The sequence below is a fragment of the Neobacillus sp. NPDC097160 genome (assembly GCF_044762155.1).
In the GTDB taxonomy this organism is placed as follows: domain Bacteria; phylum Bacillota; class Bacilli; order Bacillales; family Cytobacillaceae; genus Neobacillus.
The window spans coordinates 298,273-313,465 of record NZ_JBIWDU010000003.1 but is presented as its reverse complement, the minus strand read 5'-3'; the positions used below and the strand labels follow the sequence as shown (position 1 = coordinate 313,465).

Sequence of the window (15,193 nt, the reverse complement as noted above, 5' to 3'; positions counted from 1 at the left end):
GGGTGGATGAGATGGAAGTAGATAAACTAAAAAAATGGCTGAATGTGGCCCAACAATTTCAATCAGATAAATTTTGGAATCAAATTTTTGATGAAAATAGTAAAAATAGTTCAGACAAACAATTCTCCCTAAATCCCCTAACAACAGTTAAAGAACTTTTTCCAAAATGTGATTTATACGAAGTGGAACAAGTGCTTGTGGTTGAGGCTGAAATTCCCGGATTGACTAAAGAAGATCTTCACCTATCCGTTCAACAGCAGCTTTTGACAATCACAGGTGAATTTAAATCCTTAAATCAGAATCGTCAATATTTTCTAAAGGAACGTACCAATCGACAGTTTAAAAAAGAATTAACACTCCCCTATCCTATCCAGATTAATAATGTCAAATCGGAAATGCGCCAAGGTGTCTTATACATTTTTATGCCCTTTCATCAAGACGATATTGAAAATATCCCTATTGCATTTAAGCAAATAGTTTCTGAATAGGTAATTTTACATGAAAAAAAGTCAAAGTTAAGACAGCCGCCACGGCTGTCTTTTTAATTATTGCCCCTCAATTGAATGATCATCCATGTTCATATCATCCATCGAATCTTTTGCTTTAGGATCTTCCGGTTCACTTGGCGTCCCAACGATAAATTCCTTTTTCGGCATATTATGCATATCTCTTGCCGTTACATGTGAAATAATATAATATGTTCCTTCTTGCTGGAAAGTCTTTTCGAGTCGGTAAACCCCATTTTCCGCATGTTTAATTTCTATCTTTTCGTGTTTCTCATCCTTTGCACGCCAAATCTCAAAAATTACTGCATCCGCATCATTTACATTTTCATTTCCCTGTGTTACCTTCGCTTCAAAGGTAATGGGTTTATTTAACTCTTCTGTCGAGGGTTTAACTGACAAGACTACATCTATCATTTCAGGTGGTTTACCTGCATTTTCTTTTTGCTGCTGATCACAAGATACGGCAATGCTCAGAAATAGGACAGTTAAAAAAATAGATAAAAACTTCTTCATAGTCATTCTCTCCTAACTAATTTCTTCCATGATTTCTATATGTATGTTTATTAAAAGTACCTTAGCTTCAAGAGAGAGTGGTGAATCCAATACCCTCTTTACTGCTGAATAATATTTTTCGTATTTATTTTTTCTGATTCTTGGATGGGAATTTTCATCCAAAAGTTCCCGTTTTATCGCCATGGTTAACGTCTCTTCACTCGTTAGATCCTCCGCTGGTAATAATCGGTTGTTCCAAATCGAGCGGTATTCCTCTAATAAAACCTTATAATTTACATTTTCTTTCTCCAAACAAATCCCCCCTTTACCCTTCACATGCATTGTTACATATTTCCTAACATTATTGCAAAAAATAGATGTTAACCATATTACAAAAGGAGAAATCTATGTCCACTCCATACAAATGTCCAAATTGCAAAACAAATCGCAGCCGGTTTAATATCATTCAACAAGTATCACAATCTGTTAAGCTTGACCCTCAATCAGGGGTTGTTGTCCGGGAGTATGATGAAAATGAGTTGGAACCCTTTCACCTGCCCTACAATGGACCGGATTATCGAATTCAATGCGGTGCCTGCGGCTTAATTGAAGATGAACGAACCTTTATCAAATTCGGAGAACAAGCATAAATACGCTACAAAAACACCTTTATTCATGAGAGAATCCTCATATAAAGGTGTTTTTTTCTTATGGTAGATGATTTTCTTTTAAAAAATCCAACGAATCCACTTTCCAAGCATCATTAGGTGAAAATCTAACCAAATGAATGTCCCCTCTAAAGGATTGACTGCCCCTGTCTTCTATGTACCAATCGATCACAGCAGGAACATCCAAACTAATTTCTTCGGTTAAATCCTCCGGGGGCAAAAGCTCTATTCGCGCTATATTAACATTTTCAACCTTCCCCAAAATAGGCTTCCATTTTATTTTTTGCAAAGAAACCTGGGAAGTAATCCGGGCATCCTGCTGCTTAAAGCCGGCAACATAAGCGTTTATCACCTCGTAGGGGTTTGCCTTACCGAGATAATCATCTAATTTACCTGAAGCCTTCAGAACCATGAGCATATGGGATAGATCCATTGAATTGGTGCGATGGGTTGTGCTCCCATAGAAATGAATGCAGAAATGCCCGGGAAAATTATTTTGCAGTGCGCCTGCACCATGGGGCATCCCGTGCATCGATGCCGCAATCCAAATGTCTTTGTGAATAACAATAATAGCCCGGCGTTTCCAGCTCCACTTCCCACTGTATATTTTTTTCATTATTTTTGTGTCTTTAGCAGTTAATGGCTGAACATCAGCATGATGACTTCCAGCTCTTCTTTGAACCTTGAATCGCTTTCCTGTTTCCACATCCAAAACCGTGAATTTGGTGTACTTTGGTAATACATGATTCACTTCTTTCCATTCCAGCATTTCAATTTTATAACTGATATCTGATGCAGCCTTAACCCCTTGCCCATAAAGGAGGAAATGAATTAAAATGATGAAACTAGCTGCCCTTTTCATTTAAGACCCCCTTTTAATGGATTTTTGCTACATTAAAAGAGTTACCTGAAGAGAGAATTATCATTCATTCAAGACTGATTTTTTCGAGATTGGCAAGTTTTTCTTGGATTACAATCCAATCAATATTTTCGCCGATAAATACAAGGTTTAACGGCATATTCATATCTTCCTTCATGTATAGCGGCATCCCATAGGAATATTGAAATAAAAATGGCAGCTCCGAATAATCAAACTTCACATATCCCTTAATCCGGTAAATAGTAACAGGCAGTTCTTTTAAAAACTCCTCGAATCGCAAAGAGTTGATTGCTTTCTCAAATCTGTATACAAAGGTTGTTAAATTCAAATCAATCTTTTGTGATTCTTTCTCAAATGATACAGATAGTTTTCTAAGCTGGGCAATCGACAGGTTTGAATAATTTGTCAGCAAGCACCTTGCCTGCGGATTGATCCCCTGAATTTCAAAAGTGATATTTGCCTGTTCCAAATCTTTTAATTCGTTCATTTTGTTTATAATAATGAAATCCGCGTGTCTTACCTGCTCTAAAATCAATTGCTGCAGCTGCGGACTTAACGATTTTCGCTCTTTCCACCTCATACCATCGACCGTTGTAATAATGCCTTTAATCACTAGTTTATCTGCAATTAAAGGGGAAAGAATGGCATCCAATACCTCAACGGGATGGGCCGCTCCTGTGGTTTCAATATAGATAACATCTGGCTGCTCATCTATTAATAAACCTTGAAGCTGTGCTTCCAGTTTGTCCTGAATCGAACAGCAAATACACCCACCTAACAGTTCTTTCAATGCAACATCATCATTGATGGCATCAGAGTCAATCGATACCTTCCCTAATTCATTCATCATGACCGCTACTCTTCTGCCAACACGTCGTTCATCCTCTAGCAATCGTTTTAACAAAGTGGTTTTTCCACTACCTAAAAATCCTGATAAAATATAAACTTCCGCTTTTTTCATCTTCTATTCCCTCTTTTAATAGTCAAAAAAAGTTGACCCGACTCCTTACGGAATCGGGTTCATTGACTATTTCATTTTTCCTTTTAAAACCTCAACGGCCTTTTGTACTTGGGTATCACTATTTTTGATTTTTTCTCGTAAAAGATCCATGAGTTTCATGGTGGTATCACCTTTTAACACCCCATCAGCAGGTAGACCTTGTGCATTTTGGAAGGCGATAACCGCTTCTTTTGTATTTTCATCAAAAAATCCGTCTTCACGTCCCGGGTCATACCCAACAGCTTTTAACATCTTTTGTGCTGTTTGCACTTCCGTCGACGAGGTAGCTAATACTAGTTCCTTATCCGGATTAATAATCGGTAATGTTGCATAATCCGGAAGGGAAACCTCTACATCCGGTACGATTCCTTTTTTATGAATCCAATTCCCATTTGGTGTCAACCATTTTGCTATTGTATATTTAAGGTTTGAGCCGTCTTTGAAATCTGCTGCGGTTTGCACCGTGCCTTTCCCAAATGATTTCTCGCCGACAAGCGGCACGCCAGCCGATTCTTTTACTGCAGCAGCGAAAATTTCTGACGCACTCGCACTTCCCTTATCAATTAAAACAACCAATGGAAGATCTGGACTTCCAGTATTCTGCGAAGCGATTTCCTTAATTTTTCCGTTCCTGTCTTCTTCTTTAACAATGATTTTTCCTTTTGGAACAAACATGCTCGTAATGCTGACTGCTTGGTCTAATAATCCCCCCGGATTTTGACGCAAGTCTAAGACAAGACCCTTCATGCCCTTTTTCTGTAAATCATTCAATGTGGACACAAGCTCTTTAGACGTATTAGTGGAAAAACTGGTAATTTGAACTTTTGCAATAGAGTCATCGAGCATTTCACCATAAACAGTTTCGATTGGGATTGTATCCCGAACAATTGGTACTGTCATCGGTGCATCCGTTCCCGGTCTTTGAATCGTTAACTCCACCTTTGTTCCCTTTTTGCCTCTGATTAATGTAACTGCTTGAGTCGAATTCATTCCCTGCAGACTTTTTCCATCTACAGATATAATCATATCATTTGGTTTTAACCCTGCTTTTTCCGCGGGAGACCCTTTAATAGGAGAAACAATTATGATGTGGCCTTCTTTTTCCTGAATTTCAGCACCAATGCCTTCAAACGAAGAAGAGATACTACTGTGAAAGCTTTTCGCTTCATCATTACTCATGTAGTCAGAATATGGGTCATCAAGTGAAGCGACCATTCCATCAATTGCTCCATTAACGAGTTTTTGTTGGTTCACATCTTTGTAGTAACCTTTTTTCAATGTATCAAATGCTTCGTATAGTTTATTGAATTCTGACCTTTCAGGCGCTACTGTTACTATTTTTTCTTTTCCAAATGCGAGAGCAAAGGTAGTAATTCCCGCTGATAGAAATACAAGCAAAAATAACAGCATAATAAAGTGAAACTTTTTTAAGCGTATATAACCGGATTTGTTTTCTATCATTTGCTCTTGTTCTACCTTAACTTCGTCATCTTTCTTTTGTTCCACATTCTTTTCATCCAAAGCCTTCACCACTTTCATTCACCATAAAAATATGAATTGTACAATCATTAAAAAAATCTTAACAGCTAGATTGTTCTCATCATTTTCAAAAGCTATTTTCAGATACTTTAAAAAGTAAACCCTTAGTGATTAGAATAACATCTTTTTAATAAAATTAACAAAGAAAAGTTAGTGAAAATAATAAGAAAGCATCGAAATTGCTTTTAAGTTTAAACGGCACCTCCCTAATAAGGTAAGTGCCGCATATATTTTACTTTTAGTTTTTATATTTTTACCCGCTTCAACCGAAGCGAATTCGTCACAACGGATACGGAACTAAAGGCCATGGCCGCACCTGCCACCCATGGAGCCAACAGTCCGAGGGCAGCAATCGGTATCCCGCCGGAATTGTAAATGAGTGCCCAAAAAAGGTTTTGACGGATGTTCTGCATCGTTTTTTTACTTAAAGCGATTGCTTTCGGGATTAAAGTTAGTTCACCGCCAAGAATCGTAATGTCAGCCGCTTCAATGGCAACATCTGTCCCCGTGCCAATGGCAATGCCTATATCTGCAACAGCAAGTGCTGGTGCATCGTTAATTCCATCACCGACCATTGCGACGACCATCCCTTTAAGCTGTAGTTCCTTGACATGATTAGCTTTTTCTTCCGGGAGGACTTCAGCAATAACATTTTTTATACCAACCTGGGCAGCGATTGCTTTAGCAGTACGTTCATTATCCCCAGTAAGCATATACACATCAATACCCAGTTGAGCTAATTGCTGTACCGCCAGCTTAGTATTTTCTTTTACAGTATCAGCCACAGCCACAATTCCCACGATGATAGAATTTATCGCAATATACATAGCTGTCTTCCCTTCAGTTTCAAAGCGAAGCAGGTCTTTTTCAATCTCAGCGTAGTCAATACACTTTAACTCCATCAGCTTACGAGTTCCAACATATATTTCGTCATTCCCAATTTTCGCCTCAATCCCGTATCCAGGTATGGCATTAAACCGTTTTACCGGAAGAGTACTCGATCTTTTTTCCATCCCATACCGTACAATAGCATCTGCAAGCGGATGTTCCGATGACTTCTCAGCCGAAACTAAGTATTGGAGAACTTTTTTCTCTTCCTGATAAGCGATAAAATCAGTGACAATAGGTTGTCCCTGTGTAATCGTGCCAGTTTTATCCAGGACAATCACATTTATTTTGTGGGCAGTCTCCAAATGCTCTCCACCTTTAAAAAGTATACCCATTTCGGCCCCTTTGCCAGTACCTACCATTATGGATGTTGGTGTTGCAAGACCCAGAGAACAAGGACAAGCAATCACAAGAACCGCAATCGCTGTTTCTAACGCTAAAGGAAAATCGCCAGGATTGACAAATAAACACCAAATAAAAAATGTTATTAAAGATATGGAGGCAACAACAGGGACAAAGTAACCTGAAATGGTATCCGCAAGTCGTTGAATTGGTGCTTTACTTCCTTGAGCCTCCTCAACAATCTTAATAATGCCTGCAAGTGCAGTGTCTTTCCCAACCTTCGTCGCTTTCATTGTCAAAGTTCCATTTTTATTAATCGTTGAACCAATTAAAATATCACCAACGGATTTTTCCACCGGTATCGATTCACCAGTGATCATTGATTCATCCACAGAAGATTTTCCTAATAGGACCAGGCCATCTACAGGAATTTTTTCTCCTGGCTTCACAAGTAATCGATCAGCTACCTTTACCTCTTCGATTGGGATTTGAAGTTCCTTTCCTTCTCCTATTAGAGTAGCTTCCTTTGCCTGAAGGTTTAACAGTTTAGATATCGCAATTGTTGTCCTTCCTTTTGCCATCGTTTCAAATAATTTACCTAAAAGGATCAAGGTAATAAGAACTGCACTCGTTTCAAAATAAAGATGCGGCGTGTAAAAAGGATTTCCAATTGTTTTCATGCCCTCGGCAAGACTATAGAAATAAGCAGCTGAAGTTCCTAATGCAACAAGGACATCCATATTTGCACTTTTATTTTTAAGGGCTTTATAGGCTCCTATGTAAAACTGGCCGCCAATGTAAAACTGTACAGGGGTGGATAAGAGCAGTTGAAACCACGGGTTCATGAAAACCCGCGGCATTGGGAAGCCAAAATCAACGGGTAAATGGGCAAGCATGGTATACAAAAGTGGCAGGGACAAAATGACTGAAAGAAAAAATTTCCGCTTTTTCTGGTTTATTTCTTCCTCTTTTAATTGCTGTTTCGTTGCCCTTAACACTTTCTCTCTGGCACCATAACCAAGTTTTTCAATCTTCATGACAATATCGCTGCTAGATACGAATTCGTTATCGTAGGAAATGGCCGCACTTTCCATCGCCAAATTAACATTTGCTTCGACGCCATCCATTTTATTCAGCACTTTTTCAATTCTCGTTGAACAGGCAGCGCAGGTCATACCGGTAATATCCAATTTGAGCTGCTCCTTCATTTCATTCACCTCTCTAACCTTCAACCACACATCATTGCAATTGTCTTTAATAATTCTCCATGGTGTGCCATAGTTCCTTTTCTTTTTCGAAAAAGAAAAACCTCTTCCAATTATGGAAAAGGCCTTGAGCGTCATTATTCCTTTGTCGCAGCTTCTAATGCTACTTCAATCATGTCGTTAAAAGTTAATTGCCGTTCTTCAGCTGTTGTTTCTTCACCTGTTAAGATGTGGTCACTAACCGTTAGGACAGAAAGGGCATTTCTGCCAAATTTCGCTGCTAACGTATAAAGTGCCGTTGTTTCCATTTCAATCGCAAGAATTTGATATTTAGCCCATTTCTCAAGTTCGGCATTATCATTATAGAAAGAATCTGCCGTGAAAATATTACCTACTTTTAAATGAAGGCCCTTGGCAATCCCTGCATCATAAGCCTTTCTGAGTAAATCAAAGTTGGCAGTTGGAGCGAAATCAACATGGCCAAAGGTTAGACGGTTCATGTTTGAATCTGTAGAACTGGTCATGGCTAAAATGACATCACGTACTTTTACATCCTTTTGGATTGCTCCACAAGTACCAACACGGATTAAATTCTGGACATTATAGCTTTGCATTAATTCATTTACGTATATAGAAATTGAGGGAACACCCATTCCTGTCCCTTGAACAGAAATTCTCTTTCCCTTATATGTTCCGGTATAACCAAACATATTTCGAACTTCGTTATAACATTTAGCATCCTCCAAAAATGTCTCTGCAATATATTTAGCTCGAAGCGGGTCTCCTGGAAGCAATACCGTCTCTGCAATTTCATTTTCTTTCGCACCAATATGTACACTCATAAATAAACCTCCAATCAAAAAGTAAGGACAGGTATAAATCTGTACCATAGACACTATATCACAAACGTATTTTAATTAAAATCGTATCATGATTTGGACATGTTTTTTCAAATTTGAGGGAAGCTATTTCTAGACAAAAAGGAGGGATTAAGGATGGGAAAAAAACACCGCAGCCGGATTAATGGACAAAAGAAAAATAATCACATCCCTGCTGAAGCAATTGTGGCTGAACATGAAGCACATGCAAAAGAACATAACGCAACCGGCGGGAGAAAAAGATAAACCTGGAAATAAACCTAAGGAAAAGCCCTTAGGTTTATTTATTCGTTTTGTTAGCGAAGTACGATTCGATTTATAGGAGACCAGCCTCCGGGTTTTAATTGATAATAATATTGTCCGCCGCGGTCTTCGTCAATTAATATAATGTCTCCAGTTGCAAGGAATCTCCCTTTATAATTTGTAGGAATTCTGTCGGTTACATTAAAGCGGCTAAAGGTCTCCTTTAAACAATGTTCACGGTTAGCAGCGGGAATAGTGATTCGATAAACCTCCTTATAGCCCTTATGTTCACGGTACTTTGGAGTCTGAAAGATCGTCACATCATAATGAATACATGCCCTTTTTGTTAACATTTTGATCATCAAATCACCCCAATTATTAGAATTAATTGTCTATTCTAATAATTAGCGATGGACATTGTCGATTCCTCCATAGGAATCGCACTATTTTTGTCGATTTTCATTTTTATTTAAATGATGAAAGGATACTTGGAGAAATTTAGAAAATTATGGTCAATATTTAGCTGTAAATCAAAAAGTTGGCATCGAATGCTTGTCTTTCGTGTTCATTTATCATAATTGGAGAAGGTTTTCTCCTCACCTTAATTGATTAGTATTATTCATTCTGTTCCTCTTCATCGATAATGCTCTTTTCAATTAAATATTCGAAGGTTATGTCTGCAAGTTCTTCCAATTCTTCTTCGCTAGGAACGTATCCCCTTTTTACAAGCTCATGAAAGAAAAATTCGGCAATCTCTTCTGTATCAATAAATACTTCAATTTCTCTCATAGCATCGCCCCCTTTTTACAGAATGTATGATGTACATGGCTTTTTCATGCTATTTACTTTGATATACCATTGCCATTTGATTTAACCAATAAACATATATTGAAAAAAAAAATAATTTATAAAAAGAGAGCATGTCTTTTTTTGATTGGACAAGCATAGGATGATGAAAAGAACATTATGAGGTGATCAAATGTCAAATTTACAATTGAAATTAGAGGCGTTTATAGAAGACGTTAACCGTGAGGATGGTCTCACCCTCCATTTATTTGAGAAGATTACTAGCACATTGTTTTTCCTGATTAAATGTGCAGGGATTCCGTTTGTTTTGTATTTATTATTTCAGATTACGAGCTGGTAGCTATACATGGCTTTTGCCATCGTTACTTCCCAAACTTTCTAATTTCCTGAGGATTACCCGCATCACTTGATAGTATTCTTGGTCATGGAACATTTCATATAAAATTCGGTAATCATTAAAAATGTCCAATAAATTGTCGATTAATTCCTTTTTTTCTTTCTTTTTCTCAATTTCTTCAAATTCTGCTTTTCTTACCATATTCTGAATTTTTGGATTTTTTTCTGCTTTTTCCTGCTTATTTACTAAGTATAGGAGACCTAGTTTTTGAATGAACGTATCCGCATTCTCTGCATCGGCAACAAGTGTCAATTCCTCTTCACCTGCTTCAAGCCATTCCCCATCACTGACTCTTGATAGCTCATAAATGACATCTTCCCAGGCATCCTCTTTGTAGCGCCAAATTTCTGTTCGAACACCAACTACTTTAAATAAATCGGCACCATATCCACTTACTTGGACTAAATCTCCGAAAAAAAACTTATATTCAATATCGATTTGTTCTTGCTCCATAACTGTTCCATCATATTCCGAGAGTAATTGTAAGGCTTCCTCAATGAACAGCCCATCACTCTTATTTACTTCATATACATAATTTCCATCAAGCCATTTAACATCTGTAATCTTGCCGACTGTCCCATAAATTGTAATCACGACCGTATCACCGATCTGATACTTCGGTTTTTTTCTCTTTGCCATGTCCTCCCATCCCCTCAATTGGATTAGTCGAAAATTTTGATTACAATAGTATATGCGTGGCAATCGATATCGCGCACGTCATTTACAAAATGAAAAAATCGCCTCCAAAGTAGAGGCGACGATATTTTCAGCATTATTCAACCTTCAGAAGTAAGATATAGCTGCCACGCTTCATCAAAAACCGTCATTGAATTTAAATAATGACCATTTAGCTCCAGATATGAACTGAGCTCATGATAATCCTCCGCTGTTTTCGGAAAGCCATGATCCAAATATGCTGCGTTAGCAAACGAACTAATCGCATCCTTTGGGGTTGGATGTCTATATTTCATTAAAAAATGATAAAATGATTTCCTCATATTTGAATACCCTTCTTATTTTTTATATGACATACTATAGCGGATTCAGCAGATATCGTCCAGAAGTACAATAGAAAAAAACAGCCTGAGTTTTCAGACTGCCCTTAATTATGACGAAAAATCAAAGTAGTTTTTTTTCAATAATCTTGGAATTCCCATTAATTCATCAAATGTAATCACTTTCCCAATTTGCTTACAATCAATTAAATACAAATGATTCTCGATTTCTTTTACAACCACCTCGCTCTGATAACTCATGTCACAGTCAGGGCACCGATATGTGGGGGTTGCGGCGATTTCAATCGCCCTTGAGCCGTCCGGCAATTCCCAAAAAACGGAATCCGCAGTTTGTTCTAGATTGGTACGGCTGCACCATTCACATTTACTTTTCAAGAATACTCCCCCTATTCCTTAATTGTCTCTGCTGTATTGTTAGCATCTTGACTACCCTTTTCCTTCTCAATCAAGGCTTGTAACTTCTTTTCCTTTAACTCATCTCGTTTACTCCGCTTATCCTTTAACGATGTGTGGGCAGGATCCTGACTATAATTACTGCGGCGATTAAGTCTTGTGATACCTTCCGGAACAAGATTGAAATGTTGATCATTCATGATTCCCGCGATCCCGGCAAGCGATCTCTTCGCTTCCATTTCAGGATAAATTTCTTGAAAATAACCTTCCGCCCTGCCTGGTAGATAATTTTCAGGTTCCGGATAGGAAGTAATAACGCCTTCAAAGTTGCGGAGAACCACTTTTTCTGGGCTTTGGGAAATTAAATAGTTCGGCTGCAGGGCAATTTTCCCACCGCCGCCAGGGGCATCAACGACAAAAGTTGGAACAGCATATCCACTGGTATGTCCGCGTAGGCCCTCGATAATTTCGAGTCCTTTAGAAACAGGCGCCCGGAAATGGCCAATACCTTCAGACAGGTCACATTGATATATATAGTATGGCCGGACACGAATTTTCACAAGGTCATGCATCAACCTTTTCATGATTGGGACGCTGTCATTAATTCCTGCCAGAATAACAGACTGGTTCCCAACCGGAACACCGGCATTTGCCAGCATTTCACATGCCCTTTTAGAATCTTCGGTAATTTCAATGGAAGTATTAAAATGAGTATTCAGCCACACAGGATGGTATTTTTTCAGAATATTGCAGAGGTTTTCTGTGATTCTCTGCGGGAACACAACAGGTGCCCTTGTTCCGATACGGATGATTTCCACATGGTCAATTTCCCGCAAATTTTTTAAGATATATTCCAAAATATTATCATTGATTAGTAGCCCATCACCACCGGAAATTAACACATCCCGAACCTGTGGAGTCTGCTTTATATACGAGATTGCAGCATCTAGCTGTTTCTTCGGCACACCCATCCCAATCTGCCCTGAGAAACGTCTTCTTGTACAATAGCGGCAATACATCGAGCATTGATTGGTAACTAGGAAAAGGACACGGTCAGGATAGCGGTGCGTCAGCCCTGGCACAGGGGAATCCTCATCCTCATACAAGGGATCCTCAAGGTCATATTTGGTTTTATAAATTTCCTTTGATATTGGCACGGATTGCATTCTGATTGGACACCTTGGATCGTCAGGATTCATTAAGGAAGCATAATAAGGAGTAATATTTAAGGGAATCGTTTTTGTCGAGATCCTTACGCCCTCTTCTTCATCAGGGGTTAGGTTAATAACCTTTTTTAGGTCATCTAAGGTCCGGATAGTATTGGTTAATTGCCAGAGCCAATCATTCCACTGCTCTTCAGTAACATCCTTCCATAGCTCTATATCCTGCCAATGTCTTTTAGGCTTATATAAAAATTGCTTCATCACCCATTCCTCCTAATCTTGCTTTAGTTATCTATCATGCAAGAATCACGCCAACATCTCGAAACGGCTTTAGAATTGGTTTTAGTGGAAAATTCACAATCTTTATAAAAATTTGCATAAAAAAGGCGCCGAAAACCCGGCGGCTTACTCAATCATTTTTTTCAATTTATATTGTAATGTCTGCCTCGGAATCTCTAATAGCTTTGCTGCTTGGTTAATATTCCCCGCGCTTTGGTCAAGGGCCTCGGTGATCAGTGTTTTCTCTATAGTTTCGAGATTTTCCCTTAATGATAACCCTTTAAGAGGAGTACTCCTTCCTTTTGATGCAGCAGGATGCTGCCGCAGCATGATTGGTAAATCCTCATACCTCAAGTGCATTTCCCCACAAACATTCATCATATATTCAACCGTATGTTTAAGTTCCCGAACATTCCCAGGCCATTGATAGTCCATAAAGAATATTTCAAGCTTCTTTTCTACACCTTGAATGCTCTTTTTTAGTTTTTTATTAAATTCTTGAATGAAGGAATCCGTTAAAAACAAAATATCCTCTTTCCGGCTCCTTAAGGGAAGGAGGGAAAAAGTGAATACATTTAAGCGATAATAGAGGTCGGAGCGTAGCTTCTGCTCCTGAAGGGCCATGGTTGGGTGGACATTCATCGCTGCGATAACACGTACATCAACGGAAATATTTTGCGAGCCTCCAACTCTTCGCACCATCCCGTCCTCTAAAACCCGTAAAAGTTTTGCCTGAAGTTCAATCGGCATTGTATGTAGTTCATCAAGGAAAAGGGTGCCGCCGTCAGCAAGTTCAAATAACCCTTTGCGGTCAACTGCCCCTGTATAGCTGCCCTTAGCGGTGCCAAAAAGGATACTTTCCAGCAAAGTTTCCGGTATGGCCGCACAATTTTGGGCAATAAAGGCACCACCTGAACGAAGCGATTCATGATGAATACCTTGAACAAATAGTTCCTTCCCCGTCCCGGACTCGCCATAGACGAGAATGGGAGAATCTGATTTTGCCAGTTTCCTTGCCTCGTCAATCAACCTTATAAAATCAGGGCTAACCGTCATTAAATCACTTAACGTATAGTTTACTTGCTTTACAGTTTTTTTCTTTCTACTGTTATTGAAGCCTTTTTGTAAATCTAAAAGTCTTTCTGCCAGCAGCTTCATCCGCGAATAATCTTTTGCAATTTCGACCGCACCGATAATCTCATCCCCAAGAAAGATTGGAAGCGTGGTATTGATTGTATCAATTCTAGTCCCATGTAAATTTAGATACACCTGTGTTTGATTGTAAATGGGTTTCCCTGATTTTATTACTTTTAAAAGCGTACTAGATTCTTCTGTCAGGGAGGGGAATGCGTCAATTAAATGCTTCCCCTGCACCTCCTTCACCTCCATGCCATCATGCTTTGCTGCTACTTCATTATAAAAAATCGTTCTTCCTTCTGTATTGACAACATGGATTCCTTCATCAATGCTCTTAAGTATGGCTGTCAGAACTTCTTGCGTTAAAGCTGTTAAATGAACCATTTCTTTCACCTGCCCTTCTGCCATCATGTTAGGTGCCGAAAAATTGGCATCTTAAGCCGAAATTTTAGCAGCTTGCCAGATTCTTTACCCACATATTCATGTTTTCGAGCTTGTCATAAATATAGCAATTATTTACAAACCTACCCCTGTACGAGTATCCAAGTTGAAATAAAACGGCATTCATGCCGAAGGATAAAGCCCTCGCGATCGAATAAGCACAAAAGATTCCATTACGTTTCAATTCACCTTCAAGCTCCTGTAGAATAATCTTCATAAGTCCATATTTCCTATGTTCCGTTAATGTGGCACAATCCGTTAATTCGGCATTTTTATAAAAGGTATTGATTTCGGCAGATGCGGCACTGACAATTTTCCCTTGATGGAAAAAGACGTAATAGATGGTTCCCTCTTGCATCGTCTTTTTTACATATTCCGGATCATGCAATGGGGTTGGATAGATTTGAAATACTTGCTTATATAGGGTGGAAAGCTCCACGGCACAGCTTTCATCAGCCTTTTTTAATTCGTATTCTTTTGGTGGGTACGTTTTTTCCACTGTAGTGTTTAATTGATATATACTATGAATCATTCCATCTTCGGTAATCCAATGGTCATTTCGTTTGCGGTCCGGTGTATAGAATTTAGAAAAGAAATGGGCATCGGAACCAAGAAAATAGCGGTCGACCACCGCTTCCGGCTGAAGTCCTTTTTCAAAAAACAGATGAAAATCTTCACTGCGGGCTTTCATAATTAGCTTTTCCGCTTGGTGCTCCAGTACGAGCTCTTCCGCTTTTTCAAGCAGTAATCTCGTATTCCCACGATAATCATCAACGCGAATTCGCTTATTAAACGGGTCAAGATACACTTCGAGGAAATAGCTGCTCTCCTCTAGAAAAATTGTAGATGCCATTTGATTCATCCAGGTCACTCCTTTACGACAATATTCGCAATTAAGGTTATTTGAAAAAATGTCTGG

Annotated in this window: 19 protein-coding genes; 4 read left to right on the top strand and 15 right to left on the bottom strand. The window is 38.8% G+C overall.

The genetic code is table 11. The features are described from left to right. The first annotated feature begins 11 nt into the window (after nucleotides 1–11). Nucleotides 12–488, top strand: coding sequence for an Hsp20/alpha crystallin family protein (locus tag ACIQXV_RS05985; protein ID WP_402956938.1), 477 nt, complete (start codon nucleotides 12–14; stop codon nucleotides 486–488). 57 nt (nucleotides 489–545) lie between these two features. Here ACIQXV_RS05985 and ACIQXV_RS05980 read toward each other — a convergent pair whose 3' ends face one another. Both ACIQXV_RS05980 and ACIQXV_RS05975 read right to left on the bottom strand, forming a co-directional pair. Continuing rightward, entirely contained in the window at nucleotides 546–1,019 is a 474-nt protein-coding gene (locus ACIQXV_RS05980) for a FixH family protein (protein WP_402956936.1), read from the bottom strand. 12 nt (nucleotides 1,020–1,031) lie between these two features. Beyond that, nucleotides 1,032–1,310 carry a hypothetical protein gene (locus ACIQXV_RS05975; protein WP_402956934.1) on the bottom strand — a complete coding sequence of 93 codons (279 nt, stop codon included), beginning with the start codon at nucleotides 1,308–1,310 and terminating at the stop codon, nucleotides 1,032–1,034. A 95-nt stretch (nucleotides 1,311–1,405) separates the two neighbouring features. Between ACIQXV_RS05975 and ACIQXV_RS05970 the strand changes: the two genes are divergently transcribed. Then, nucleotides 1,406–1,648 (top strand): DNA alkylation repair protein, encoded by a 243-nt coding sequence (locus ACIQXV_RS05970; protein ID WP_402956932.1) that lies wholly within the window; start codon nucleotides 1,406–1,408, stop codon nucleotides 1,646–1,648. Between the two features lie 58 nt (nucleotides 1,649–1,706). Here the strand turns inward: ACIQXV_RS05970 and ACIQXV_RS05965 are convergent, their stop codons facing one another. The 5 genes from ACIQXV_RS05965 to deoD all read right to left on the bottom strand — a co-directional run bounded on the left by ACIQXV_RS05965 (nucleotide 1,707) and on the right by deoD (nucleotide 8,362). Further along, a complete protein-coding gene (locus ACIQXV_RS05965) occupies nucleotides 1,707–2,528 on the bottom strand; it encodes a hypothetical protein (RefSeq protein WP_402956930.1) in 822 nt (273 codons plus the stop codon). 64 nt (nucleotides 2,529–2,592) lie between these two features. After that, nucleotides 2,593–3,507, bottom strand: coding sequence for a CobW family GTP-binding protein (locus tag ACIQXV_RS05960; RefSeq protein ID WP_402956928.1), 915 nt, complete (start codon nucleotides 3,505–3,507; stop codon nucleotides 2,593–2,595). Nucleotides 3,508–3,573: 66 nt separating this feature from the next. Continuing rightward, nucleotides 3,574–5,085, bottom strand: a complete 1,512-nt coding sequence (locus ACIQXV_RS05955; protein ID WP_402956927.1) for a lmo1851 family serine protease — start codon at nucleotides 5,083–5,085, stop codon at nucleotides 3,574–3,576. A gap of 245 nt (nucleotides 5,086–5,330) precedes the next feature. Beyond that, entirely contained in the window at nucleotides 5,331–7,523 is a 2,193-nt protein-coding gene (locus ACIQXV_RS05950) for a heavy metal translocating P-type ATPase (RefSeq protein ID WP_402957148.1), read from the bottom strand. Between the two features lie 134 nt (nucleotides 7,524–7,657). Beyond that, nucleotides 7,658–8,362, bottom strand: coding sequence for a purine-nucleoside phosphorylase (gene deoD / locus ACIQXV_RS05945; protein ID WP_402956926.1), 705 nt, complete (start codon nucleotides 8,360–8,362; stop codon nucleotides 7,658–7,660). A 153-nt stretch (nucleotides 8,363–8,515) separates the two neighbouring features. Between deoD and ACIQXV_RS05940 the strand changes: the two genes are divergently transcribed. Further along, entirely contained in the window at nucleotides 8,516–8,644 is a 129-nt protein-coding gene (locus ACIQXV_RS05940) for a hypothetical protein (protein ID WP_402956924.1), read from the top strand. A gap of 50 nt (nucleotides 8,645–8,694) precedes the next feature. On the opposite strand, the gene ACIQXV_RS05935 is transcribed toward ACIQXV_RS05940, so the two are convergent. Next, complete coding sequence (locus tag ACIQXV_RS05935) at nucleotides 8,695–9,003, bottom strand: YodL domain-containing protein (RefSeq protein WP_402956922.1); 309 nt, start codon at nucleotides 9,001–9,003, stop codon at nucleotides 8,695–8,697. A gap of 253 nt (nucleotides 9,004–9,256) precedes the next feature. Beyond that, a complete protein-coding gene (locus tag ACIQXV_RS05930) occupies nucleotides 9,257–9,430 on the bottom strand; it encodes a YozD family protein (protein WP_402956920.1) in 174 nt (57 codons plus the stop codon). Nucleotides 9,431–9,620: 190 nt separating this feature from the next. Between ACIQXV_RS05930 and ACIQXV_RS05925 the strand changes: the two genes are divergently transcribed. Then, nucleotides 9,621–9,788, top strand: a complete 168-nt coding sequence (locus ACIQXV_RS05925; RefSeq protein ID WP_402956918.1) for a hypothetical protein — start codon at nucleotides 9,621–9,623, stop codon at nucleotides 9,786–9,788. Here ACIQXV_RS05925 and ACIQXV_RS05920 read toward each other — a convergent pair whose 3' ends face one another. From ACIQXV_RS05920 to ablB, 6 genes are all read right to left on the bottom strand, one after another. Further along, on the bottom strand, nucleotides 9,789–10,484 hold the full coding sequence (locus tag ACIQXV_RS05920; RefSeq protein ID WP_402956916.1) for a hypothetical protein: 696 nt from the start codon (nucleotides 10,482–10,484) through the stop codon (nucleotides 9,789–9,791). 137 nt (nucleotides 10,485–10,621) lie between these two features. Next, on the bottom strand, nucleotides 10,622–10,843 hold the full coding sequence (locus ACIQXV_RS05915; protein ID WP_402956914.1) for a YozE family protein: 222 nt from the start codon (nucleotides 10,841–10,843) through the stop codon (nucleotides 10,622–10,624). A 108-nt stretch (nucleotides 10,844–10,951) separates the two neighbouring features. Further along, a complete protein-coding gene (locus tag ACIQXV_RS05910) occupies nucleotides 10,952–11,236 on the bottom strand; it encodes a YokU family protein (RefSeq protein ID WP_402956912.1) in 285 nt (94 codons plus the stop codon). An 11-nt stretch (nucleotides 11,237–11,247) separates the two neighbouring features. After that, the gene (kamA, locus tag ACIQXV_RS05905) at nucleotides 11,248–12,678 is read right to left on the bottom strand and encodes a lysine 2,3-aminomutase (RefSeq protein ID WP_402956910.1); all 1,431 of its coding nucleotides are present in this window, start codon (nucleotides 12,676–12,678) and stop codon (nucleotides 11,248–11,250) included. Nucleotides 12,679–12,822: 144 nt separating this feature from the next. Then, nucleotides 12,823–14,217 (bottom strand): sigma-54 interaction domain-containing protein, encoded by a 1,395-nt coding sequence (locus ACIQXV_RS05900; RefSeq protein ID WP_402957147.1) that lies wholly within the window; start codon nucleotides 14,215–14,217, stop codon nucleotides 12,823–12,825. Between the two features lie 64 nt (nucleotides 14,218–14,281). Continuing rightward, nucleotides 14,282–15,136 carry a putative beta-lysine N-acetyltransferase gene (gene ablB, locus ACIQXV_RS05895; protein WP_402956908.1) on the bottom strand — a complete coding sequence of 285 codons (855 nt, stop codon included), beginning with the start codon at nucleotides 15,134–15,136 and terminating at the stop codon, nucleotides 14,282–14,284. Nucleotides 15,137–15,193: the final 57 nt, after the last annotated feature.

What these genes read in the sequence shown, in the direction of transcription:
- ACIQXV_RS05985 (WP_402956938.1), top strand. Translation starts at nt 12, where the DNA reads ATGGAAGTAGATAAACTAAAAAAATGGCTGAATGTGGCCCAACAATTT.
- ACIQXV_RS05980 (WP_402956936.1), bottom strand. Translation starts at nt 1,019, where the DNA reads ATGAAGAAGTTTTTATCTATTTTTTTAACTGTCCTATTTCTGAGCATT.
- ACIQXV_RS05970 (WP_402956932.1), top strand. Translation starts at nt 1,406, where the DNA reads ATGTCCACTCCATACAAATGTCCAAATTGCAAAACAAATCGCAGCCGG.
- ACIQXV_RS05965 (WP_402956930.1), bottom strand. Translation starts at nt 2,528, where the DNA reads ATGAAAAGGGCAGCTAGTTTCATCATTTTAATTCATTTCCTCCTTTAT.
- ACIQXV_RS05960 (WP_402956928.1), bottom strand. Translation starts at nt 3,507, where the DNA reads ATGAAAAAAGCGGAAGTTTATATTTTATCAGGATTTTTAGGTAGTGGA.
- ACIQXV_RS05955 (WP_402956927.1), bottom strand. Translation starts at nt 5,085, where the DNA reads ATGAAAGTGGTGAAGGCTTTGGATGAAAAGAATGTGGAACAAAAGAAA.
- ACIQXV_RS05950 (WP_402957148.1), bottom strand. Translation starts at nt 7,523, where the DNA reads ATGAAGGAGCAGCTCAAATTGGATATTACCGGTATGACCTGCGCTGCC.
- deoD (WP_402956926.1), bottom strand. Translation starts at nt 8,362, where the DNA reads ATGAGTGTACATATTGGTGCGAAAGAAAATGAAATTGCAGAGACGGTA.
- ACIQXV_RS05940 (WP_402956924.1), top strand. Translation starts at nt 8,516, where the DNA reads ATGGGAAAAAAACACCGCAGCCGGATTAATGGACAAAAGAAAAATAAT.
- ACIQXV_RS05935 (WP_402956922.1), bottom strand. Translation starts at nt 9,003, where the DNA reads ATGATCAAAATGTTAACAAAAAGGGCATGTATTCATTATGATGTGACG.
- ACIQXV_RS05930 (WP_402956920.1), bottom strand. Translation starts at nt 9,430, where the DNA reads ATGAGAGAAATTGAAGTATTTATTGATACAGAAGAGATTGCCGAATTT.
- ACIQXV_RS05925 (WP_402956918.1), top strand. Translation starts at nt 9,621, where the DNA reads ATGTCAAATTTACAATTGAAATTAGAGGCGTTTATAGAAGACGTTAAC.
- ACIQXV_RS05920 (WP_402956916.1), bottom strand. Translation starts at nt 10,484, where the DNA reads ATGGCAAAGAGAAAAAAACCGAAGTATCAGATCGGTGATACGGTCGTG.
- ACIQXV_RS05915 (WP_402956914.1), bottom strand. Translation starts at nt 10,843, where the DNA reads ATGAGGAAATCATTTTATCATTTTTTAATGAAATATAGACATCCAACC.
- kamA (WP_402956910.1), bottom strand. Translation starts at nt 12,678, where the DNA reads ATGAAGCAATTTTTATATAAGCCTAAAAGACATTGGCAGGATATAGAG.
- ACIQXV_RS05900 (WP_402957147.1), bottom strand. Translation starts at nt 14,217, where the DNA reads ATGGTTCATTTAACAGCTTTAACGCAAGAAGTTCTGACAGCCATACTT.
- ablB (WP_402956908.1), bottom strand. Translation starts at nt 15,136, where the DNA reads ATGAATCAAATGGCATCTACAATTTTTCTAGAGGAGAGCAGCTATTTC.